Consider the following 20936-nt stretch of genomic DNA (forward strand, 5'->3'; position numbering starts at 1 on the left):
TTTCTGACGGCTCAGGCGATGGTGCAGATCGCGGCGCCGGCGGTGATCACGGCACCGACCTCGGCGGCGAGTCCGCTGACCGTGCCGGCCTTGTGCGCGTGCAGCGGCTGTTCCATCTTCATCGCCTCCAGCACCACCACCAGGTCACCCTCGGCGACGGTGTCGCCGTCGGCCACGGCGATCTTGACGATCGTGCCCTGCATCGGCGAGGTGAGCGTGTCGCCACCGACCGGTGCGCCGGCCTTGGCCCCACCACCGCGCCGGGCCGGCTTGCGGGAGGCGGGCGCGGCGGTGGTCGTACCCCCGCCGAAGCCGGCGGGGAGGCTGACCTCCAGCCGCTTTCCACCCACCTCGACCACGACGGTCTCGCGCTCGGCCGGCGCCTCGGCGGCGCTGGCGGCGGCGAACGGCGGCACGGTGTTGTGGAACTCGGTCTCGATCCACCGGGTGTGCACGGTGAACGGCTCGGCGGTGAAGGCTTCGTCCCGCACCACCAGCCGGTGGAACGGCAGCGCGGTGGCCATCCCGTCGACCACCATCTCGTCCAGCGCGCGGCGGGCCCGATCCAGCGCCTCCGCGCGCGTCTCACCGGTGATGATCACCTTGGCCAGCAGCGAGTCGAAGTTGCCGCCGATCACGTCGCCGGCCGAGATGCCGGTGTCCACCCGGACACCGGGGCCGGTGGGCAGCCGCAGCGCGGTGACGGTGCCGGGGGCGGGCAGGAAGTTGCGGCCCGGGTCCTCGCCGTTGATCCGGAACTCGATGGAGTGCCCGCGCGGCGTCGGGTCCTCGGTGTGGCGCAGCTTCTCGCCGTCGGCGATCCGGAACTGCTCGCGGACCAGGTCGATGCCTGCGGTTTCCTCGGTCACCGGGTGCTCGACCTGGAGTCGGGTGTTGACCTCCAGGAAGGAGATGGTGCCGTCCATTCCGACCAGGTACTCCACCGTGCCGGCGCCGTGGTAGCCGGCCTCGCGGCAGATCGCCTTGGCGCTGTCGTGGATCTGGGCCCGCTGGGCGTCGCTGAGGAACGGCGCGGGGGCCTCCTCGACCAGCTTCTGGTGCCGCCGCTGCAACGAGCAGTCCCGGGTGCCCACCACGATCACGTTGCCGTGCTGGTCGGCGAGGACCTGCGCCTCGACGTGCCGCGGCTGGTCCAGGTAGCGCTCGACGAAGCACTCGCCCCGGCCGAACGCCGCGACCGCCTCCCGGGTGGCCGATTCGAACAGCTGGGGGATCTCCTCCATGGTCCGGGCCACCTTGAGCCCGCGCCCGCCGCCACCGAAGGCGGCCTTGATGGCGACCGGCAGGCCGTGGTCGACGGCGAACGCCATCACCTCGTCCGGGTTGGCCACCGGGTCCGGGGTGCCGGGGACCAGCGGCGCGCCGGCGCGCTGGGCGATGTGCCGGGCGGTGACCTTGTCACCCAGGTCGCGGATCGCCTGCGGGGTGGGGCCGATCCAGGTCAGCCCGGCGTCGATGACCGCCTGGGCGAAGTCGGCGTTCTCGGACAGGAAGCCGTAGCCGGGGTGCACGGCGTCGGCGCCGGCCCGGGCGGCCACGTCGAGCAGCTTGTCGATGCGCAGGTACGTCTCGGTCGCGCTGTCCCCGCCGAGCGCGTACGCCTCGTCCGCGAGCGTGGCGTGCAGGGCGTCGCGGTCGGAGTCCGCGTACACGGCGACGCTGCCCAGGCCGGCGTCGCGGCAGGCGCGGATCACCCGGACGGCGATCTCGCCGCGGTTGGCGATGAGTACCTTGCGCACCTTCGTGGCTCCTCCCGGCAGGTTACTGACCGGGAGTGTATCGGCCACCCTGGTGGCCCTAACGATCGCTCAGTGTGGGATGGCGCACTGTGCCTGCCGCGTTCTAGTCAAACTTGCCTATTACGCTTGTCCGGTGTCTGCGACTCGGATGATGATCCTCGGTCTGGTGCGGTGGATGCAGCCCGTACACGGCTATGACGTGCGCCGCGAGCTGCTGAGCTGGAGCGCCGACAAGTGGGCCAACGTGCAGCCCGGCTCGATCTACCACGCGCTGCGCAAACTCACCGAGGAGGGCCTCCTCCGCGCCGTGGCCACCGAGCAGGTCGGCGCCCGTCCGGCGCGCACCACCTACGAGGTGACCCCCAAGGGCGAGGACGAGTTCGAGACGCTGCTGCGCGGGCTCTGGTGGAACTTCTCCGAGCCGGTGGACCCGTTCGCCGCAGCGTTCTCCTTCCTGCCCGCGATGCCGCGTCCCGAGGCGGCGGCGGCCCTGCGCAACCGCGCCAACCTGCTGCGCGCCGGCATCGAGTCGATGCGCGCCTCGCTGGATTCGGACTGGGTGCGCAACACCAAGCCGGTGCACGTCGGGTGGATGTTTGAGCTCTGGGCGGCGCGGGCGGAGGCGGAGATGGCCTGGTGCGAGCGGATCGCCGAGAAAATCGATTCCGGAGTGTCGTACCTGCCTGCTGAGCTGGAGAACGCCGAGGGTTGGCCGCAGTGGACGGACGGGGCCGAGCCTTCCGCTCCCAACGCGGAATAATCAACGTTGACCATAAGAGCTATATCGCGTTAGCCTGCTGGCGGCACAGCGGGGGAGTGCGCCGTTCGGCGTCGTCCCCTTCGACGGCCGGCTCCGGCCGGCCCGGACGACCAGGAGCAGAGATGATCGAGACCAGGGGGCTGCGGAAGTCGTTCCGCTCCCGCGCGGGTCGAGAGACGAAGACGGTGGACGCCGTGCGGGGCGTCAACCTTGAGGTCGCCGAGGGCGAGATCTTCGGCTTCCTCGGCCCGAACGGCGCCGGCAAGACCACCACGTTGCGGATGCTCGCCACGCTGATCGAGCCGGACGGCGGCGAGGCCACGGTCGCCGGCGCCGACCTGCGCAAGGACCCGGCCGAGGTGCGCCGCCGGATCGGCTACGTCCCCCAGGGCGGCAGCACCTGGGACGAGTCGACCGCCCGCGAGGAGCTGGTGCTGCACGCCCGGATGTACGGCATCGGCAAGGCCGACGCGCAGCGGCGCGCCGCCCGCGCGCTGGACGCCTTCCAGCTCACCGAGTACGCCGACCGCAAGTGCAAGACCTACTCCGGCGGCCAGCGCCGGCGGGTGGAGATCGCGCTCGGCATCATCCACGAGCCGAAGATCGTCTTCCTGGACGAGCCGACCACCGGCCTCGACCCGCAGAGCCGCGCGCACATGTGGGACGAGATCCGGCGGCTGCGCCGGGACGGGATGACCGTCTTCATCACCACGCACTACCTGGACGAGGCCGACGCCCTCTGCGACCGGATCGCGATCATGGACAACGGCGAGGTGGTGGCCGAGGGCACTCCCACCGAGCTCAAGCGGGAGATCTCCGGCGACGTCGTGCTGGTCGGCCTCGACCTGGCCGCCACCCCGCAGGCCGCCCAGGCGCTCGACGGCGAGCCGTACGTCAACAAGCTGGAGACCGCCGACGAGGGCGGCCTGCGCCTCTACGTCGACGAGGGCGCCACCGCCATCCCGCAGGTGCTGCGCAGACTCGACCAGGCCGGGCTCGACCTGCGCTCGATCGAGCTGCACCGGCCCAGCCTGGACGACGTCTTCCTCACCAAGACCGGCCGCTCGCTGCGCGAGTCCTGACCACCCGGAGACGACTCATGAAATTCGCCCGTGACACCTGGCTGATCTTCCAGCGGCAGACCCAGCTGCTGCTGCGCAACCCGGTCTGGGTCTTCGTCGGCGTCTTCCAGCCGGTGATGTACCTGCTGCTCTTCGCCCCGCTGCTCAAGCCGGCGCTGAACGCGCCCACCCAGGCCGCCGCCTACAAGATCTTCGTCCCCGGTCTGCTGGTGCTGCTGGCCATCTTCGGTGGCCTGTTCCAGGGCTTCGGCCTGATCGCCGAGCTGCGCGCCGGGGTCATCGAACGATCCCGGGTCACCCCGATCAGTCGGCTCGCCCTGCTGCTCGGCCGCTCGCTGCGCGACGTGGTCTCGCTGCTCGCGCAGGCGGTCATCATCACCCTGCTGGCGCTCCTGTTCGACCTGCGGGTGTTCATCGGTGACCTGCTGCTGGCGTACCTGATGCTCGCCCTGATCGCGCTGATGACCTCGGCCGTCTCGTACGGCGTCGCGCTGAAGGTCAAGAGCGAGGACGCCCTTGCCCCGCTGATGAACACGGTGGCGCAGCCGGTGCTGCTGCTCTCCGGCATCCTGCTGCCACTGACGTTCGCGCCCGGCTGGTTGCAGGCCATCGCCGACTGGAACCCGTTCTCCTGGGCGGTCGACGGCACCCGGGCGCTGTTCGCCGGTGACCTCGGCAGCGACAAGGTCTGGCAGGGGCTGACCATCACCGCGGTGCTCGCCGCGTTGGGTGTCGTCTGGGCCGCCCGCCAGTTCGCCCGCAGCGTCCGCTGACGTGGGCCTGCTGGCTTCGTCCGGCGGCCGCGCTTGATCAACACGAGTTCCTGAATATCGGGGTGTCCCTCGCACGAGGACACCCCGATATTCGCGTTCAGCGGTTGCCGGCGCTCAACGCACCCGAGCAAGCGTCAGGCCGTCGGCTACCGGCAGCATCACCGGGTCCACCCGCACATCGGCCAGCACCTCGTCGTTGAAGGCGGCGATGGCCCGGTCGGCCTCGTTCTGCGGCGCGATCACCCGGCCGCCGCGCAGCACGTTGTCGACGGCGATCACCCCACCGGGACGCATCCGGGGCACCAGCTCCGCCCAGTAGATCGGGTAGCCGGTCTTGTCCGCGTCGATGAACGCGAAGTCCAGGTACCGCTCGTGCGGCAGCTCCCGCAGCCGGTCCCCGGCCGGGCCGATACGCAGGTCGATCCGGTCCTGCACGCCAGCGCGAGCCCAGTAGCGCCGGGCGATGCCGGTGAACTCCTCGGAGATGTCGAAGCAGGTCAGTCGCCCGCCGTCGGGCAACCCGCGGGCGATCGCCAGCGACGAGAGCCCGGTGAACGTGCCGACCTCGACGGCGTGCCGCGCGTCGAGCAGCCGGGTGAGGAAGGTCAGGAACGCGGCCTGTTCCGGAGCCACCTGCATCGTGGCGTGCTCCGGCAGCACTGACCGGGTCTCCTCGGCCAGGTCCCGGATGATCTCGTCCGGCGGGGCGCCGTGCGCAACCAGGTACGCGTGCAGCTCATCGGTGAGCGGGATCGACTTGGTGGTCATGACCGGACGTTACCGAGCGGCTCGACCGACTGGCCGCCAGGCGCCACCTTCGTCCACAGATCCGTGATCTGCAGGCCCAGTTCGGCGAGGAGGCGGCGCAGCAGCGGCATCGACAGCCCGATCACCGTCCCCGGGTCACCCTCGATCCGCTCCACGAACGGCCCACCCAGCCCGTCGATGGTGAACGCGCCGGCCACCGCCAGCGGTTCACCGGTGGCCACGTAGGCGGCGATCTCGTCGTCACTGATGTCGGCGAAGTGGACGGTGGTCGAGGCGACCGCCTCAGCGCGCCGCCCGGCGACAACGTCGATCAGGCAGTGCCCGCTGTGCAGGACGCCACTGCGCCCCCGCATCCGCTGCCAGCGCCGGGTGGCGTCCGCCGGATCCGCCGGCTTGCCGAGAATCTCCCCGTCGAACGCGAGCACCGAGTCACAGCCGATCACCAACGTCCGCTGGTCGGTCGCCGGGCTGAGTCGGGTCAGGACGGCCTGCGCCTTGAGCCGAGCCAGCTCCAGGCACAGCTCCTCGGCCCGATCGGTCACCACCAGGGACTCGTCCACCCCGCTGACCAGCACGTCCGGCTCGATGCCGGCGGCCTGGAGTGACTTGCGACGGGCAGGGCTCGCGGAGGCGAGCACGAGACGGAGCGGTAGGGATGCAGACACCCGACCGACGTTACCGGTTCACCACACCCACCACGACCATCCGACCCGCACGCTCCCAGTCGGCGCTCTTGCCCGGGTTGATCCACTCCACAACGCCGACATCGCGCTATCCCACCCCCCGGCGGACACCCCCACATCGCCGACCTCGAGTCGATCATCCCGCCGCCGGTCTTGATCCACTCGGGTTCCTTGACGTCGGGCTGTCCCAGTGCCGAGGATGCCGCGACACCACTGATCCCGAGTCGATCACGGGTCGTCGACCAGTCAGCGACTGATGCGCGGCGGCGGATCGTCGCCGCGCCGCCTCCGCCGCACCAGCAGCGCCCATCCGACACCGGCTGCCACGATCACCCCGAGCGTGGCCAGGCCGCGTACCGCCGCGCCGTCGTCGTGGCCCGGCTGAGCCCGGGCCGTCGCGGTCGGGCCACCGCCGGCCGGCGCACTCGCCGACTCGAACCCCAGCGGGGGTACGTCTGCCGTCAGCGCCGCCACGAGGTCGATCACGCCATAGCCGTACTCGTCGTCGCGCCCAGGCGGACCCTTGTCGATGGCCGTGGCCGTGAGGCGGTGCGCCACCTCCTGCGCGGGCAGGTAGGGGTACTTCGACCTGATCAACGCCGCCGCCCCGGCCACGATCGCCGTCGCACTCGAGGTCCCTGTGCCCTTCGAGTACTTTCCGTCGTAGCTGGTGCTGTAGATGTCGACCGCCGGTGCTACTACGTCGACTTCCGGTCCAGTCACCGAGACAGCCGCATGCCTTCCTGCACGGTCGATACCGCCGACGGCGATCACGCCCTTTTCGGTAGCCGGATATCGAACACTGGCGTCCGTCGGCCGACTACCCGCTGCGGCAACGACGACAATATTGGCATCCTGCGCGACCTTCAACGCTTGCTGAAGCCGCACGCTGGCGCCGGCAACGGCTGAGATGCTTATGACATCGGCACCTCTCGCAACGGCAAACTCGATACCAGCGGCCAGCGCATCAGGATCGCCTTGGCCGTCAGGCGGGGTGTCAAGGATTGGAAGAATCTCGGCCTTCGGAGCAATGCCGAGGGCTCCTCGGTTGTTCGGCCTCCCGTGCGCAGCTATTAGACCGGCCATTGAGGTTCCATGGCTGTCTCGATCTTGGCGGCCATCGCCGCTGCCACCGGGAATTACATCGGTGCCGCCCAGAAGGTTTTCGCGTAGGTCGGGATGAGGGTCCACTCCTGTGTCCGGCACCGCTACGACCACCCGAGCCCCTTGGCTTACTGAGTGGACCTGCTGAATGCGTAGGAACGCTAGATGCCGCTGGTCGCCGCGTACAAGGTCTGCGTCTGATGGTGCCACGAAGGAGCCCGCCGGCAGCAATGTGGCGACCAGGGCCAGCTTAGGGATGCTGGCTCGGAGCCGTCTGATCACCTGTTAAAGCCGATAGCCGGCCCAGGGTCGATTGGATCGTCCCGGTCCGGAGGGAGGACCACGGGAGGAACGCCTTGGTCCGTCTCCCATGGGTGGTCCGGGTCCCAACGGCGAGACTCGGCCTCATCCTCGGACCGGACTCCCGGGCGACCGGCGCTTCCGTGTGACCCAGGTGCGCCACCGATCGGAAGGCCGCTCAGGTTCCCATTGAAGCTGCGGCCCCCACCCGGTCGAGTTCCTGCTGCCCCTGTTGGTGCAGTGCCGGCACCGCCGCCGCCAATAACACCGCCAATGGGGTTCACCCTTCTCGGTGAACCAGAGTTGCTGATGGGTTGCGCCGGGCTCAGGCCTGGGAATCCTCCGATCATGCCTTGAGAAGGGGCAGAGCGAATGGGCGGTGTGGGATGGGCGGCTTTACCATCAAAGCCTCCGCCGACCGGCTTTCCTGTTGCCCCAGGCTGGGTTGTCCGCAGGGTCGGCGATGGCGACGGGCCTGCAGATACCCCGGGCGGTTTGGGTGTTAGCCCAAGTCCGATGGCTGCTGCCGGGCCAGCCGTGCCCGGGGTTTGGATGCTGGGAGGGGTTGTGACGGCGGGTGCCGGGACTAGCCCCGGGGTGGCTCCGCCGAGTACAGGGCCTATCCCCCCCGACGCTGTGGGTACCGGAACTGACCGTCCTGCAGTCCTGCTGGGGGCGTGGGAGGTGGCGCGGGTAGAAAGAGGCACCGGAACGATCGGGGGAATAGCGGGCGCGGCATAGCCGCCATACACATCGGGGTCGTCCGGCTGCCTTGCATTCTTCGGCATTGCTGGTGGCTTTTGGAGGGTGGCTTGGGCTTGTTGGAGTTCGCCGCTGAGGTTGAACATCATGCCCCGCGCCTGCGCGTTCAGCCGTTCCAGTTCGGCGTCGGTCACCGGTGATTCCGTGACCCGGCTGCCCATGATCGCTTTCGGGTCGGCGGCCGTCGCCTCGTACGCCTGCTTCTGCTGGAGCTTGGCCGCGTACTCCTCGTGGACCTTGCGAAGCTCGGCGCGGGTGGTGCCGATGGCCTGGGTGGCGGCGGAGAGCGCGGTGTAGTTGGCGGCGGCGGCGTCGTGGGTGTGCCGCACCTTGTCGATCAGCTCATCGAGCTGCGCGAGGTACGTGCGGGAGGCGGCGCTGGTCTCGGGTGGCCACGCCTCGGCGAGCCCGCGCCGGTACTCCTGGAGCCGGCCGAGGTGGATCTGGGCCAGGTCGCAGACCTTGAGCCAGCCGGCGACCTGCTTCCAGTGGTTGGCGGTGTCGTGGTCCTGTAGGCACGCCCACATGCTGTTGACGTCCATGAGGTGCCAGTCGGTGACGCCGGAGGTGCGGCCTGTGCCCCGTTCGATCACGGCAGCACCACCGGCCTGTCCCCGTCGGGGCCGGTCGGGTCGGGCAGCATCGGGGTCGGGCCTCCGGGTAGGACGGTCCCCGGGTCGGCGAGGGCACGCTGCACGTCCACCACGCGGGCGGCCGAGAAGGCGTCGGCGTCGGAGTACTGGGTGGCGACGCGGTCGGCGACGGCGGCGAGGTGGCCGGTGGCACCTCGGACGGCGTACACCATGTCGGCAGTGGCCTGCTGCGTCTCGGGGTGCGCGTGGAGGAAGGTGACCAGCTCGATGAAGGCGTCGCACGGGTTGGGCAGTTGGGCGGACATGTCGTCAGCGATGTACGACAGGTGTGGCGCGTAGTTGCGTTCGACTTCCGCGGCGAGCCGGTCGGCGAACTCCCGGAGTTGGCGGATGTCGGCCTCGATCCCGCCGTAGTTGCGCAGCCAGGGGGTTGGCCGGTCCTCTTCGGGGATCATCGATCCTCCCTACCCGTCACTGCACCGTTTCCCTGAGTGAGGTTAACGGCTGGGAGCGACGCTGGCAGCCCCCGTGCGGTGGGTCGGGTCAGCGGGGCAGACCGGCGGAGCACCATCCGCCCGGGCCGGCCCTGAGCGCCGCGCCAGCCGGTCGGGCGCTGCGAGCCCAGGCGGACGTCGTCACCGGCGCGGGGGCGACGGCCGGACGGGACCGGAGGACGATCGCCCCCACCAGGGCGGCCAGTTCCTCGGCGGTGGGCACGCCGCGGACGACCCGGAACAGCGGCTCTTCGGCAGACATGACGCCAGGGTACGCGCCGCGAAGTTGCAGGGAACGCAGAGTGGCGTGCCGGCGGTGTGACGATCAGCGGGTCCGGGTACCGTCTCACCGATGTCGAACGCGCTTCCCCAACTCGTCGCTGACCGATACCGGCTTCTGTCGCCGCTCGGCCAGGGCGGCATGGGTCGGGTGTGGAAGGCGCGCGACGAGGTGTTGCACCGGGACGTCGCCATCAAGGAGTTGGTGCCGCCGCCCGGCCTCACCGATGAGGAACGCCGCGAGATGCGGGAGCGCTCGCTGCGTGAGGCGCGGGCCATCGCCCGGCTCAATCACGTCAACGTGGTCCGCATCTTCGACGTGCTCCGCACCGATGGCGATCCGTGGATCGTCATGGAGTACGTGGCGTCGAAGTCGTTGCAGGACACTCTCGCCGAGGACGGGCCGGTGTCGCCGGCCCGCGCGGTCGAGATCGGCCTCGGCGTGCTGGGTGCTCTCAACGCCGCGCACAAGGCGGGCGTGATGCACCGCGACGTCAAGCCCGGCAATGTGCTGCTCGGCGACGACGGCCGGGTGGTGCTGACCGATTTTGGCCTCGCGACCATCCCGGGCGACCCGAACGTCACCCGCACCGGCATGGTGCTGGGCTCGCCCGCGTACATCTCTCCGGAGCGTGCCCGAGAGGGCACCGCCGGGCCGGAGGCCGACCTGTGGTCGCTGGGCGCGACGCTCTACGCGGCGGTGGAGGGCAAGTCGCCGTACGCGCGGCCGTCGGCGATCGCCACACTGGCCGCGCTGGCCACCGAGCCGATGCCGCCGCCGAAGAACGCCGGCCCGCTCAAGCCGGTGCTCAACGGCCTCCTGCGCAAGGACCCGAACGAGCGGATCAACGCCGAGGTGGCCGAGCGGCTGCTGCGTCGCGCCGGTGGCAAGCGGGCGCGCAGCATCTCGCTGCTGGATGGCGTACGCCGGCCTGGGCCGAACGGTCCGCGCGAGCCGCGCGCGCCGCTCGTGCCGGCGCCGCGACCCGCCGACGAGCGCGCCGACCAGCCGGTGTCGCCGCCCGCGCCGCGCACCCCGCCGGCCGCCGCGGCCGCGCCCCCCGTGGTCGACGCCAGCCCGACGGCCAGCGATGCCACCCCGACGGCCCTCGTGCTTCCCGCCGTGGACGCCGAGCCGACAGCGCCGGTGTCGGCCGAGCCGACCGCCACGGTCGACCGCCCGACCACCGCGGATGCCGAGCCCACGGCGAGCGTCACGGCAGCGGGCGGCACACCCTCCGACGGTACGACGGACACCGACGACGAGCCGACCGCGGTGGACGGCCCGCCGGTCGCGCCGGAACAGCGCAGGCCGGCGGCCCCGACCTCGGTCATGCCGACCCCGGTGAGCCCGGCCGGGCGCGCGGCCGTGCCGCTCTATGGCGGTACGAAGCCGAACAACACCCGACGCAACCTGCTGATCGGCGCCGTGGTGGCTCTGCTGCTGATCGGCCTCGTGGTGATCGTGCCGAAGCTCGGCGGCAAGGACGAGGACACTCCGCAGGCGCAGCCGACGGGAGCCGCGGCGACGTCGGCGCCGGCGCAGACCTCCGCTCCGGCGGCGCCCCCGCCCACCACCGGTGCTCCCAGCCCGACGCCCTCGGCGACGCCCTCCGCCGACCCGAACACGCTGCCGCCGGGCTGGAAGCTGTACGAGGGGTCGACCTTCTCCATCCCGCTCCCGCCGGGCTGGAGCGGCGGGCAGACCAGCTCGGACACGGCCATCTTCCGGCAGAGCAACGGGGTGGGCGAGATGTTGGTCCAGTGGACCCCCAGCCCGAAGAAGGACGCTGTGGCCGACTGGAAGAGCATCGAGAGCGGCCGCAAGAACCTGGTCAACAGCTACCAGTTGGTGGGCACCATCAGGGGCTGCAACTGGTACCGGACCTGCGCCGACTGGGAGTGGTTGGAGACTCGGGACAACACCCGCATCCACGTGCGCAACCGGGGCTTCGCGACCGCCAGCAACCGGGGTTACGCCATCCGCTGGGAGGTTGCGGAGAAGGACTGGCAGGCCAACCTCGCCAACTTCGACCAGATCGTCAAGGGGTTCAAGCCCGACCGGGTGAACTGAACCACGGGATTCGCGCCGGCGCGAAATCCATTCGCATGACCTTGCGTCGTCCGGGGTATCTGATCTCCGACGACGGAAGGAGGTACGACATGGGTTACCGACGGAGGGACGCCCGGCCCCGGCTGGCACTGTGGATGCTCGTCGCGCTCGGCGACGCGGTCCTGCTGCTGGTCAGCGCGGGAATCTGGGCGCTCATCGCACTGCTCAGCGTCGTGACCATTGCCGTCTGCGGGGTGGCTGCCTGGCGGCTGACCCGGCGGGGCGCTCTGACCAGTGAGGACGCTCCGGTGGTGGTGCCGGCGATGAGCCGACGGCGGGCCTGACCCCTACCGATGGCGTGGCGGCAGCCGGACCGATTGTCGACCGTGAGGTGACAGCCGATCCCGCTGCCGCCAACCGCCTCCCCAGGCGGAACGGGCGGACCGGGCCGGTCAGGGCGTGTTGTTGGCCAGCGCGATCAGCCGCGACCGGTCGCCGTTCCAGTAGTTGCGGTCCACGCCGCCGCTGATCCCCGGGACCGAGCCGGTGCTGGTGTACTGCCAGAAGCTCCACACCGGCGCACCGGCCGGCAGAGCGCCCGGCGTGCTCGCCCAGCGGGCCAGCCAGAGCGGGTGGTTCGCCCACGGGCCGGTCCAGCTGCCGGTGCACTGGTTCCAGAAGCTCGTCGTGGTGTAGATGACCGCGTAGCGGCCGGTGCGGGAGCGGTAGGTGTTCAGGAAGTCCTGGACCCAGTTGCGCATCCCGGTGGTGCTGAGGCCGTAGCAGTAGCCGCCGGCGTACGGGTTGGCCTCCAGGTCCAGCGCGGCGGGAAGGGTCCGGCTGTCCGCCGACCAGGCGCCGCCGTTGGAGGCCAGGTAGTTGGCCTGGGTCGAGCCGGCGGAGATGTTCGGTCGGGCGAAGTGGTACGCCCCGCGGATCACCCCGGCGTTGTACGCGTTGACGTAGTTCGCGTTGAAGTTCGGGTCCTTGTAGCTGGTGCCCTCGGTGGCCTTGATGAAGGCGAACTGGATGCCGGCGTTGCGCACGCTGGTCCAGTTGATGGTGCCCTGGTAGCGGGACACGTCGACGCCGGGCGTGGTGGCGGCGGCCGCCGGTCCGGCGGTCGCGACCAGGGTCGCCGCCACGGTGGCGAGGAGGGTGACGCCGGCCGCGAGCACGCGGCGCAGCGGTGATCTGGTACGGGCCATGGCTGCCTCCAAGGACGTCGGTCTATTGACGCCCATCTTTGGAGGTAACTGCCCTAGATCACAAGAGATGTTGAAGAAACTTTCATCGACGGGTGTCGGTGGGCGCTGAACGTTGCGGTGGGATGGCTCAGCGTAGGGCGGCGGGGTCGAGCTGCCAGCGAAACGGCTCCACCGTGGTCGTTGCCTCGCCGGGCCTTGCCACCTGGTCCTCGACGTTGTCCGCGCTCATCGGCGGTCACCTCCCGCTCCGCTCGCCACCACAGCAGTCTCACCCGGTACGGGGCGGTGGCCCGGACCGACACCGAACGCCGCCGGTAGGCTCGCGCCCCATGATGTCGATCGACGGGCTGGGCGACCTGTGGGACACGCTGTTCGGCGCGCAGCCGGACCCGCCCCCGCTGCTGGTGCTGATCACCGCGGCCGTCGCGCTGGTGGTGGTCAGCACCCGACTGCCGTGGCGGATCGCCCGCAACGCCATCACCATCGCCCACGAGGGCGGGCATGCGCTGATCGCCCTGCTCACCGGCCGCAAGCTGCGAGGCATCCGGTTGCACTCGGACACCTCCGGGCTGACGCTCTCCGCCGGCCGGCCCACGGGGCCGGGCATGATCCTCACCCTGCTCGCCGGATACGTCGCCCCACCGCTGGTCGGGTTGGCCGGGGCCTGGCTGCTCGGCGGTAACCGGATCACCCTGCTGCTCTGGGTCGCGGTTGCGCTGCTGCTCGCCATGCTGGTCATGATCCGCAACGTCTTCGGCGTGGTGTCGCTGCTGGTCACCGGCGCCCTGGTGCTCGTCGTCTCGTGGTACGCCACCCCGCAGGTGCAGGCCGCGTTCGCGTACACCGGGGTGTGGTTCCTGCTGCTCGGCGGGGTGCGGCCGGTGGTGGAGCTGCAACGGCTGCGCTCGCGCGGCCGGATGCCCGCCTCCGACGCCGACCAGCTCGCCGGGCTCACCCCGTTTCCGGCGTTCTTCTGGGTGCTCTTCTACGCCCTGGTCAACCTGGCCGTCCTCCTCGCCGGCGCGCTGCTGCTCACCGGCCCGATCCTCACCGACGCCGGCCTGACCAGCTGACCGCCCCGCCCCCGAACAGCCGCGCCCGGTTGAGGAGGGCCTGCCCCTGGCGTCGATCATGGAGTCGTGGTGGGTGACGAAAGCCGCGATCCGCAGCCAAGCGGGCACCACAACTCCATGATCAACGGGGACAGGTTGGCGGAAGGGCAGAATGAGGCCATGCGATACGTGATCATCGGGGCCGGCGCGGTCGGCGGGACGATCGGGGTACGGCTGGCCGAGGCCGGCCGGGACGTGACCCTGGTGGCCCGGGGCGCGCACCTGGACGCGATCCGCGAGCGGGGCCTGACCCTGCGCCAGCCCGGGGGCGAGATCACCGCCCGGCTCGCCGCCCTCGACGGCCCCGGTGACCGCCCGCTGCCGGCCGACACGGTGCTGATCCTCACCGTGAAGTCGCAGGACACCGCGGGCGCGCTGGCCGCCTGGGCGGACGCGCCGGTGGCCGGGGGTGGCACGGCGGGTGAGCGGCTGCCGCTGGTCACCGCGCAGAACGGGGTGGCCAACGAGCGGGCCGCGCTGCGGCTCTTCGCCGACGTGCATCCGGTCTGCGTCTGGCTGCCGGCCACCCACCTGGACCCGGGGGTGGTGGTGGCCAACGGCTACCCGCACCCGGGAATGCTGCACGTCGGGCGCTACCCGACCGGCGCTGACGACACCGACCGGGCGATCGCGGCCGACCTGACCGCCGCCGGGTTCGTCGCCCCGGTCCGGGAGGACGTGATGCGCTGGAAGTACGGCAAGCTGCTCGCCAACCTCGGCAACGGCCTCCAGGCGCTGCTCGGTCGGGACATCCCGGAGGCGCTGGCCGAGCGGGTACGCGCCGAGGGCGTCGCCGCGCTCGCCGCCGCGCACATTGCGCACACCTCGCCGGACGAGGAGCGAGTTGAACGCGGCGACCGGGTTCAGCAGCACCCGGTCGCCGGTGCGGGCCGCTCCGGCGGTTCCACCTGGCAGAGCCTGGCCCGGGGCGCGGGCTCGACGGAGGTCGACCACCTCAACGGTGAGATCGCGTTGCTCGGCCGGCTGCACGGCGTACCGACGCCGGCCAACGTGGCAGTGCAGCGCGCGGTGCGCCGGGCGGTCCGGGAGCGGCTCGGAGCCGGCGCGTTCCCGCTCGCCGAGCTGGAGAAGATGGTCGCCTGACCGGGGCAACCGACCACCCTGCCCGGCGCGTGTTCCCTGCGACCGACACGGGGAGGTAGCGGGTGCCGGACGTCGACGGGTTCGACGAGTTCTACCGGGGGAGCCGACAACGGCTGCTCGGTTTCGTCTACGTGCTCACCGGCGACCGGGGCGAGGCGCAGGACGCCGTGCAGGAGGCGTACATCCGGGCGTGGCAGCGCTGGTCGACGGTCAGCCGGTACGACGACCCGGAGGCGTGGGTGCGAGTCGTGGCCAGCCGGATCGCGGTCAGCCGGTGGCGCAGCCTGCGCAGCCGCGCCCGGGCGTACCTGCGGCACGGGGCCACCACTGAGGCCGTTCCCGGCCCGGGCACCGACACCGTCGAGGTGGTCGCCGCGCTGCGCCGACTGCCCGAGGAGCAACGCACCGCCATCGCCCTGTACTACCTGGTCGGCATGCCGGTCGCCGAGGTGGCGCGGGAGACCGACGCCCCGGTCGGCACGGTCAAGGCCCGACTCTCCCGAGGGCGCGCCGCGCTCGCCGGTCTGCTCGCCGTCTCTGATCTGGAGGAGGCCACCGATGCGTGACGACCTGGCATTCGTCGAACGGGTCCACCGGGATCTGGGGGATGTGCGGTGGCCAGAGCCGCAGGAGATCCGGGCTCGCGCCCGGCGGCGCAGCCGGCGTACCGCCGTGGCGGCGACGGTCGTGCTGACGCTGGCGGGCGTGTCCGCCTTCGTCGTGGCCGGAGGCGGGAGAGAGTCGCCACCGCCGCACGTGGTGGCCTCGGCCTCCCCGCACGCACCCGTTCGTGGCGAGATCACCGCCGACTCCCTGGTGCAGCCGGCCGATCTGGGTCAGCCAGCGCAGGTGCAGCTCAGCCAGTCAGGGCTGGGGGAGCCGGTCCTCGTCGAGGACCTGCTGGGCTACTGCCGGCAGAGCCGGGGGATGACACCGGTCTGGCAGACGTCCCGCTGGTCACGATCGCAGACCCTGCTGCGGGAAGGCCCGCGACCCTATGGTGCCGCCCCCACCCCCGCCGACGTGCTGCTCAGCCAGGACCTGTACCGGGTGACGCCGGATGCGGCGGAGTCGTTCTTCGCCGACCTCGACCGGCGGGTGGCACCCTGCGCCGAATGGCGCAACGTCGGGCCCTATGAGGTGGCCGGAAGCACGGGTACCGGCGAGGTGGTGCACCGGTGGGCGGTGGTGCAGCGAGGCTTCGCGGGCGACGGAGCAGCCCTGCTGCGCCACACCGTCGCGCAACCCCGCGATCAGAAGACCGGCAAGGCCATCGGGTTCGGACCCCGGTCGACCAGCATCGCGGTGGTGCGGGTGGGCGACCTGATCGCGGTGCTCACCCTCGGCGAGGAGAGCGGCGAGCCGGAGCTGAGCCGCCTCGCCGAGAGGGCCGCCCGCCGCATGTGTCTCGCCGCGAATCCGCCGTGCTGACGGGAGCCGGTTCCTGATCCGCGCAACTTCAGGGATGTAGGCGCCTCCGGGCGTCCCGAGGCCACACTTTCCCTGAAGTTGCGCAGACCGAGAGCGCGCTCAGAGCGGGATGTTGCCGTGCTTCTTCGGCGGGAGGGTTTCGCGCTTGGTGCGCAGCACGCGTAGCGCCCGGACGATCTGGGTCCGGGTCTCGTGCGGCGGGATGACCGAGTCGATGTACCCGCGCTCGGCCGCCACGTACGGGTTGGCCAGGGTGTCCTCGTACTCGGCGATCTTCTCGGCACGGACCGCCGCCGGGTCCTCGGCGCCGGCCAGCTCGGAGCGGTAGAGGATGTTCACCGCGCCCTGCGCGCCCATCACCGCGATCTGCGCGGTCGGCCAGGCGAAGTTCAGGTCCGCGCCGAGATGCTTGGAGCCCATCACGTCGTACGCCCCGCCGTACGCCTTGCGGGTGATCACGGTGACCTTGGGAACGGTCGCCTCGGCGTACGCGTAGATGAGCTTGGCGCCGCGGCGGATGATGCCGTCCCACTCCTGACCGGTGCCGGGCAGGAAGCCGGGCACGTCCACGAAGGTCAGCACCGGGATGTTGAACGCGTCGCAGGTACGGACGAACCGGGCGGCCTTCTCCGAGGCGGCGATGTCCAGGGTGCCGGCGAAGTGCATCGGCTGGTTGGCCACCACGCCGACCGGGCGCCCCTCGACGCGGCCGTAGCCGACCACGATGTTCTGCGCGTAGAGCGGCTGGACCTCCAGGAACTCCCCGTCGTCGAGGACGTGCTCAATCACCCGGTGGATGTCGTACGGCTGGTTGGCCGAGTCCGGGATCAGCGTGTCCAGCTCCCGGTCCTCGTCGCTGATCTCCAGGTCGGCGGGAGCCTCGAAGACCACCGGCTCGTCGAGGTTGTTCGACGGCAGGTACGACAGCAGCGCCTTGACGTAGTCGACCGCGTCCTCCTCGTCGTTGGCGAGGTAGTGCGCGTTGCCGCTGCGCGAGTTGTGCGTACGGGCCCCGCCCAGCTCCTCCATGCCGACGTCCTCGCCGGTCACCGTCTTGATCACGTCCGGGCCGGTGATGAACATGTGCGAGGTCTGGTCGACCATCACGGTGAAGTCGGTGACCGCCGGCGAGTAGACCGCGCCGCCGGCGCAGGGACCCATCACCAGCGAGATCTGCGGGATGACGCCGGAGGCCCGGACGTTGCGGAAGAAGATCTCGCCGTAGAGGCCGAGCGAGACCACGCCCTCCTGGATGCGCGCCCCGCCGGAGTCGTTGATGCCGACCACCGGACAGCCGATCTTCATGGCCAGGTCCATCACCTTGACGATCTTCTCGCCGAAGACCTCGCCGAGGGAGCCACCGAAGACCGTGAAGTCCTGGGCGAAGACGCAGATCTGCCGGCCGTCCACCGTGCCGTAGCCGGTGACCACGCCGTCGCCGTACGGGCGGTTCTTCTCCAGCCCGAAGGCTGTGGACCGGTGCCGGGCCAGCTCGTCGAGCTCGACGAAGGAGCCCTCGTCGAGCAGCATCTCGATCCGCTCGCGGGCGGTCTTCTTGCCCCGCGCGTGCTGCTTCTCGACCGCGCGCGCCGACCCGGCGTGCACCGCCTCGTCGACCCGGCGCTCCAGGTCCGCCAGCTTGCCCGCGGTGCTGTGGATGTTGGTCCCGGTCTCGGTAGTCACCCAGGGAATATAACGATGGTTCAGGGCGACGCCGCTGTGCAGTACGCCTCAGTGCCGATGCGGCCACCGCCGTAGGCTGGCGGGATGCCGGGCTCCCCGTACACCGATCTGGACCGCCCGCCGCTGTCGATGACCCGGCTGCGGCGCGCGTTGGTCGCGCCGCACGGCCCGTGGGCCCGACTGGAGTTGCGCACCGAGACCGGCTCCACCAACGCCGACGTGGCCGAGGCCGCCCGGGCCGGCGAGCCGGAGGGTCTGGTCGTGGTCGCCGAGCGGCAGACCGCCGGGCGGGGCCGGCGTGGCCGGGTCTGGCAGTCGCCGCCGCGGGCCGGGATCACCACCAGCGTGCTGCTGCGGCCCGGCGAGGCCGTGCCGGACCGCGGCTGGCCGGCGGCGCCACCGACCGGGTACGGCTGGCTGCCGCTGTTGGCCGGCGTCGCGCTGGTCGAGGCGGTGGCCCGGCTGGCGGAGCTGGAGGCCACCCTGAAGTGGCCCAACGACCTGCTGATCGGCGACGCGAAGTGCGCGGGCGTGCTGGCCGAGGCGGTGCCCGGGCGCTCACCGGACCAGCCGCCGGCGATCGTGCTCGGTATCGGGCTCAACGTGACGCTGCGCGCCGACGAGCTGCCGGTGAATCCGACCGGGCTGCCGGCGACCTCGCTGCAACTGGCCGGCGCGGCGGCCACCGACCGGGACCCGCTGCTGCGGGCGTTGCTGCGCGCGCTCGCCGACTGGTACGACCGCTGGCGCGCGGCCGGCGGGGACGCCGTGGCCAGCGGCCTGCGCGACGCCTACCTGGCGGCCTGTGCCACGGTCGGCCGCGAGGTGCGGGTCCTGCTTCCCGGCGGTGACGACCTGACCGGCACCGCCACCGGTGTGGATTCCGACGGTCAACTCCTGGTCACCACCCCCACCGGCGACCGTGTCCTGGCCGCGGGTGACGTCCTCCACCTTCGGTGAAAGGAAGGGCACCTTCTTAACGCCTCCGGTGGAGGAAGGGTCCCCCGTCAACAAACGCACCCCGTGCGGATGACCCGTCCGGGCGGTTGGACCGGTTACCGTCTGCGCGTCGGAAAAATGGCAATGGAGGTTCCCGTGGCGTTCCCCGAAGACGTGCTCACCGAGGACGAGCACGTCGTGCTGCACCTGCACCCGCACTGGAAGGCGTTGATCCGGCCGATCGCGGTGCTGGTGCTGGCCATCGCCGCGGTGGTGGCGGGCGTGCTCCTGCTGCCGGCGGGTGGTGGTGGTTCGATCGCGCTGGCCGTGATCGGGGTGGTCGCCCTGGTCGCCGTGCTCTGGCTCGGGCTGTGGCCGTTCCTGGTCTGGCGCACCACGCACTACCTGTTCACCAATGAGCGGGTGCTGCTCCAGCAGGGTGTCTTCTCCCGGGACCGGCGGGATCTTCCGCTCACCCGGATCAACGACCACTCCATGAACCAGCGCTTCATCGAGCGGCTGCTCGGCTGCGGCACGCTCACCATCGAGTCCGCCGGCGAGCGCGGCCAGTCGGTGCTCGCTGACGTCCCGGGCGTCGGCCAGGTGCAGACCACCCTGTACGAGCTGGTCGAGGCGCAACACGACAAGCACTCGCTGGGCGACGGGGAGATGCGTGACATCCTCGCCGACATGCGCGAGGGCAAGCCGCTGCGCGACACCACGAGCTGAACCCGACTCCCACGACCGCCCCGGCCACCGCGCCGGGGCGGGTCAGGCGGGCGGTTCGGTCCCGGACGGGTCCGTGTCGGACGGTTCGGTCTCGGGCAGGGGTTCGGCCGGGCGCAGGGCGAACCAGCCGCGGAAGCGGGTCCGCAGCACCTCCTGTTCGGGCCGGTCGTCCGGGCCGAGGCGGAACATGGTGCCGGTGAGGCTGGCGGTGCCGAGGCCCGGGCGGGCGGTGGACGGCCGCGCGCCCATCACGTCGACCCGGACGGAGAGCCGGTCCCCGGCGCGCACGGGTGCGAGCCAGCGCAGCTCCTCCAGGCCGGGGGAGGCGTCCGCCGCCGCGCGGGACAGCAGGTGGTCGACGTAGGCCCGCATGAACAGGCTGACCGTGTAGAAACCGCTGGCGATGAGCCCACCGTGCCGGCTCGCTCCGGCCAGCTCCGGGTCGACGTGGTACCACTGCGGGTCGAAGCGGCGGGCGAAGGCGACCATTTCGTCGCCATCGACCGTGACCACGCCGAGGTCGACGGTGAGCCCCGGGACGAGGTCCTCGAAGAACAGCTCGGCGTGTGCCCCGGTGCCGGAACGGGCGACGGGTGGTGTCACCGGCGGGGCGCGCGGCGGGTGCCGGCGTGCAGCTCCGCGGCGAGTTCCGCGTCCAGGTCGGCGGAGAAACCAGCGCTCAGCGGCGTCGGCCTGCCCTGGGTGGGAGCGCCGATCGGGCCGGGTGCGGTCGCCGGACGGTCGCCGGACTGCGACTCCTCCAGCTCGGACACGGTTTCGGCCAGCTCGGCGACCGGGTCCATCTCGGCCATGGCGTCCCACTCGTCACGCGGGATGCTGTGCCAGGTGGGCTCGGCCTTCGCCTCGTCCTCGGCCGGTACGACGGGCTGGAAGACGAAGGTCCGGTACGACCAGAACCGGAACAGCGTGGCCAGCAGCACGCCACCGGTCTTGGCCACGTTCAGCGCCAGCAGGCCGTGCACGCCGAGGCCGTACTTGGCTGCGGCCAGCACGCCCAGCTCAATGAGCAGGCCGGTCGCGTTGAAGAGGAAGAACAGGACGTACTCCCGCCGGAGCGCCGATTTCGGGCGATCCCGGTACGTCCAGTGACGGTTCATAAGATACGACGTGATCGTGGCGACGATGGTCGCGATCACGGTGGCCTTCAACTGACCATCGGCAAAGACGGTGAGTGCAAGGACATTGAACACCGCGTAATTGATGACGGTGTTGATGCCGCCGACAATGCCGAATTTGAGCGCCTCGCGGATGAACTTCTGCCAGCGCTCAGGCAGCAGACGGACAAGACGCATGCGAAA

At 71.1% G+C, this 20936-nt stretch carries 22 protein-coding genes; 12 read left to right on the plus strand and 10 right to left on the minus strand.

Translation table 11 applies throughout. The annotated features are described in order from the left end of the window. Positions 1-11: 11 nt before the first annotated feature. Positions 12-1760 (minus strand): acetyl/propionyl/methylcrotonyl-CoA carboxylase subunit alpha, encoded by a 1749-nt coding sequence (locus BUS84_RS27265; RefSeq protein WP_074316763.1) that lies wholly within the window; start codon positions 1758-1760, stop codon positions 12-14. 148 nt (positions 1761-1908) lie between these two features. On the opposite strand from BUS84_RS27265, the gene BUS84_RS27270 reads away from it, so the two are divergent. The 3 genes from BUS84_RS27270 (at position 1909) to BUS84_RS27280 (ending at position 4375) form a co-directional block, all read left to right on the plus strand. Then, positions 1909-2520 carry a PadR family transcriptional regulator gene (locus BUS84_RS27270; protein ID WP_074316765.1) on the plus strand — a complete coding sequence of 204 codons (612 nt, stop codon included), beginning with the start codon at positions 1909-1911 and terminating at the stop codon, positions 2518-2520. A 122-nt stretch (positions 2521-2642) separates the two neighbouring features. Then, positions 2643-3602, plus strand: a complete 960-nt coding sequence (locus BUS84_RS27275; protein ID WP_074316767.1) for an ATP-binding cassette domain-containing protein — start codon at positions 2643-2645, stop codon at positions 3600-3602. A gap of 17 nt (positions 3603-3619) precedes the next feature. Further along, positions 3620-4375 (plus strand): ABC transporter permease, encoded by a 756-nt coding sequence (locus BUS84_RS27280; protein ID WP_074316769.1) that lies wholly within the window; start codon positions 3620-3622, stop codon positions 4373-4375. Positions 4376-4489: 114 nt separating this feature from the next. Here BUS84_RS27280 and BUS84_RS27285 read toward each other — a convergent pair whose 3' ends face one another. The 3 genes from BUS84_RS27285 to BUS84_RS27295 form a co-directional block, all read right to left on the minus strand. Next, entirely contained in the window at positions 4490-5143 is a 654-nt protein-coding gene (locus tag BUS84_RS27285; RefSeq protein ID WP_074316770.1) for an O-methyltransferase, read from the minus strand. Further along, positions 5140-5808 (minus strand): Maf family protein, encoded by a 669-nt coding sequence (locus tag BUS84_RS27290; RefSeq protein WP_074316772.1) that lies wholly within the window; start codon positions 5806-5808, stop codon positions 5140-5142. Before BUS84_RS27290 ends, BUS84_RS27285 begins: the two co-directional genes overlap by 4 nt. Positions 5809-6072: 264 nt before the next feature. Continuing rightward, positions 6073-7209, minus strand: a complete 1137-nt coding sequence (locus BUS84_RS27295) for a S8 family serine peptidase (protein WP_074319152.1) — start codon at positions 7207-7209, stop codon at positions 6073-6075. A gap of 927 nt (positions 7210-8136) precedes the next feature. Between BUS84_RS27295 and BUS84_RS40955 the strand changes: the two genes are divergently transcribed. Continuing rightward, complete coding sequence (locus tag BUS84_RS40955; RefSeq protein WP_159451071.1) at positions 8137-8289, plus strand: hypothetical protein; 153 nt, start codon at positions 8137-8139, stop codon at positions 8287-8289. 292 nt (positions 8290-8581) lie between these two features. Here the strand turns inward: BUS84_RS40955 and BUS84_RS27305 are convergent, their stop codons facing one another. Further along, positions 8582-9040, minus strand: a complete 459-nt coding sequence (locus tag BUS84_RS27305; protein ID WP_074316773.1) for a hypothetical protein — start codon at positions 9038-9040, stop codon at positions 8582-8584. Positions 9041-9128: 88 nt separating this feature from the next. After that, positions 9129-9341, minus strand: coding sequence for an acyl-CoA carboxylase subunit epsilon (locus BUS84_RS27310; protein WP_074316775.1), 213 nt, complete (start codon positions 9339-9341; stop codon positions 9129-9131). Positions 9342-9431: 90 nt separating this feature from the next. On the opposite strand from BUS84_RS27310, the gene BUS84_RS27315 reads away from it, so the two are divergent. Together BUS84_RS27315 and BUS84_RS27320 are read left to right on the plus strand one after the other, a co-directional pair. Next, positions 9432-11432, plus strand: a complete 2001-nt coding sequence (locus tag BUS84_RS27315) for a serine/threonine-protein kinase (protein WP_074316776.1) — start codon at positions 9432-9434, stop codon at positions 11430-11432. Positions 11433-11521: 89 nt separating this feature from the next. Continuing rightward, positions 11522-11755 (plus strand): hypothetical protein, encoded by a 234-nt coding sequence (locus BUS84_RS27320; protein ID WP_074316778.1) that lies wholly within the window; start codon positions 11522-11524, stop codon positions 11753-11755. 108 nt (positions 11756-11863) lie between these two features. Here the strand turns inward: BUS84_RS27320 and BUS84_RS27325 are convergent, their stop codons facing one another. Next, on the minus strand, positions 11864-12619 hold the full coding sequence (locus BUS84_RS27325) for a GH25 family lysozyme (RefSeq protein WP_074316780.1): 756 nt from the start codon (positions 12617-12619) through the stop codon (positions 11864-11866). Positions 12620-12948: 329 nt separating this feature from the next. Here BUS84_RS27325 and BUS84_RS27330 point away from each other — a divergent pair, with 329 nt between their 5' ends. The 4 genes from BUS84_RS27330 to BUS84_RS27345 all read left to right on the plus strand — a co-directional run bounded on the left by BUS84_RS27330 (position 12949) and on the right by BUS84_RS27345 (position 16266). Next, positions 12949-13692, plus strand: a complete 744-nt coding sequence (locus tag BUS84_RS27330; protein WP_074316781.1) for a M50 family metallopeptidase — start codon at positions 12949-12951, stop codon at positions 13690-13692. Between the two features lie 159 nt (positions 13693-13851). Then, positions 13852-14835, plus strand: coding sequence for a ketopantoate reductase family protein (locus BUS84_RS27335; RefSeq protein WP_074319155.1), 984 nt, complete (start codon positions 13852-13854; stop codon positions 14833-14835). Between the two features lie 62 nt (positions 14836-14897). Beyond that, entirely contained in the window at positions 14898-15401 is a 504-nt protein-coding gene (locus BUS84_RS27340) for a SigE family RNA polymerase sigma factor (RefSeq protein WP_074316783.1), read from the plus strand. After that, positions 15394-16266 carry a hypothetical protein gene (locus BUS84_RS27345; RefSeq protein WP_074316785.1) on the plus strand — a complete coding sequence of 291 codons (873 nt, stop codon included), beginning with the start codon at positions 15394-15396 and terminating at the stop codon, positions 16264-16266. Before BUS84_RS27340 ends, BUS84_RS27345 begins: the two co-directional genes overlap by 8 nt. 99 nt (positions 16267-16365) lie before the next feature. Here BUS84_RS27345 and BUS84_RS27350 read toward each other — a convergent pair whose 3' ends face one another. Continuing rightward, entirely contained in the window at positions 16366-17949 is a 1584-nt protein-coding gene (locus BUS84_RS27350) for an acyl-CoA carboxylase subunit beta (protein ID WP_074316786.1), read from the minus strand. A gap of 84 nt (positions 17950-18033) precedes the next feature. Here BUS84_RS27350 and BUS84_RS27355 point away from each other — a divergent pair, with 84 nt between their 5' ends. After that, the gene (locus BUS84_RS27355; protein ID WP_074316788.1) at positions 18034-18909 is read left to right on the plus strand and encodes a biotin--[acetyl-CoA-carboxylase] ligase; all 876 of its coding nucleotides are present in this window, start codon (positions 18034-18036) and stop codon (positions 18907-18909) included. A 135-nt stretch (positions 18910-19044) separates the two neighbouring features. Continuing rightward, positions 19045-19617, plus strand: coding sequence for a PH domain-containing protein (locus BUS84_RS27360; protein ID WP_074319157.1), 573 nt, complete (start codon positions 19045-19047; stop codon positions 19615-19617). Positions 19618-19659: 42 nt separating this feature from the next. Here BUS84_RS27360 and BUS84_RS27365 read toward each other — a convergent pair whose 3' ends face one another. Both BUS84_RS27365 and BUS84_RS27370 read right to left on the minus strand, forming a co-directional pair. After that, the gene (locus tag BUS84_RS27365; protein ID WP_208869739.1) at positions 19660-20220 is read right to left on the minus strand and encodes a MaoC/PaaZ C-terminal domain-containing protein; all 561 of its coding nucleotides are present in this window, start codon (positions 20218-20220) and stop codon (positions 19660-19662) included. Beyond that, on the minus strand, positions 20217-20930 hold the full coding sequence (locus BUS84_RS27370; protein WP_074316790.1) for a GtrA family protein: 714 nt from the start codon (positions 20928-20930) through the stop codon (positions 20217-20219). Before BUS84_RS27370 ends, BUS84_RS27365 begins: the two co-directional genes overlap by 4 nt. Positions 20931-20936 lie beyond the last annotated feature (6 nt).

It is taken from the genome of Micromonospora cremea (assembly GCF_900143515.1).
GTDB lineage: Bacteria > Actinomycetota > Actinomycetes > Mycobacteriales > Micromonosporaceae > Micromonospora > Micromonospora cremea.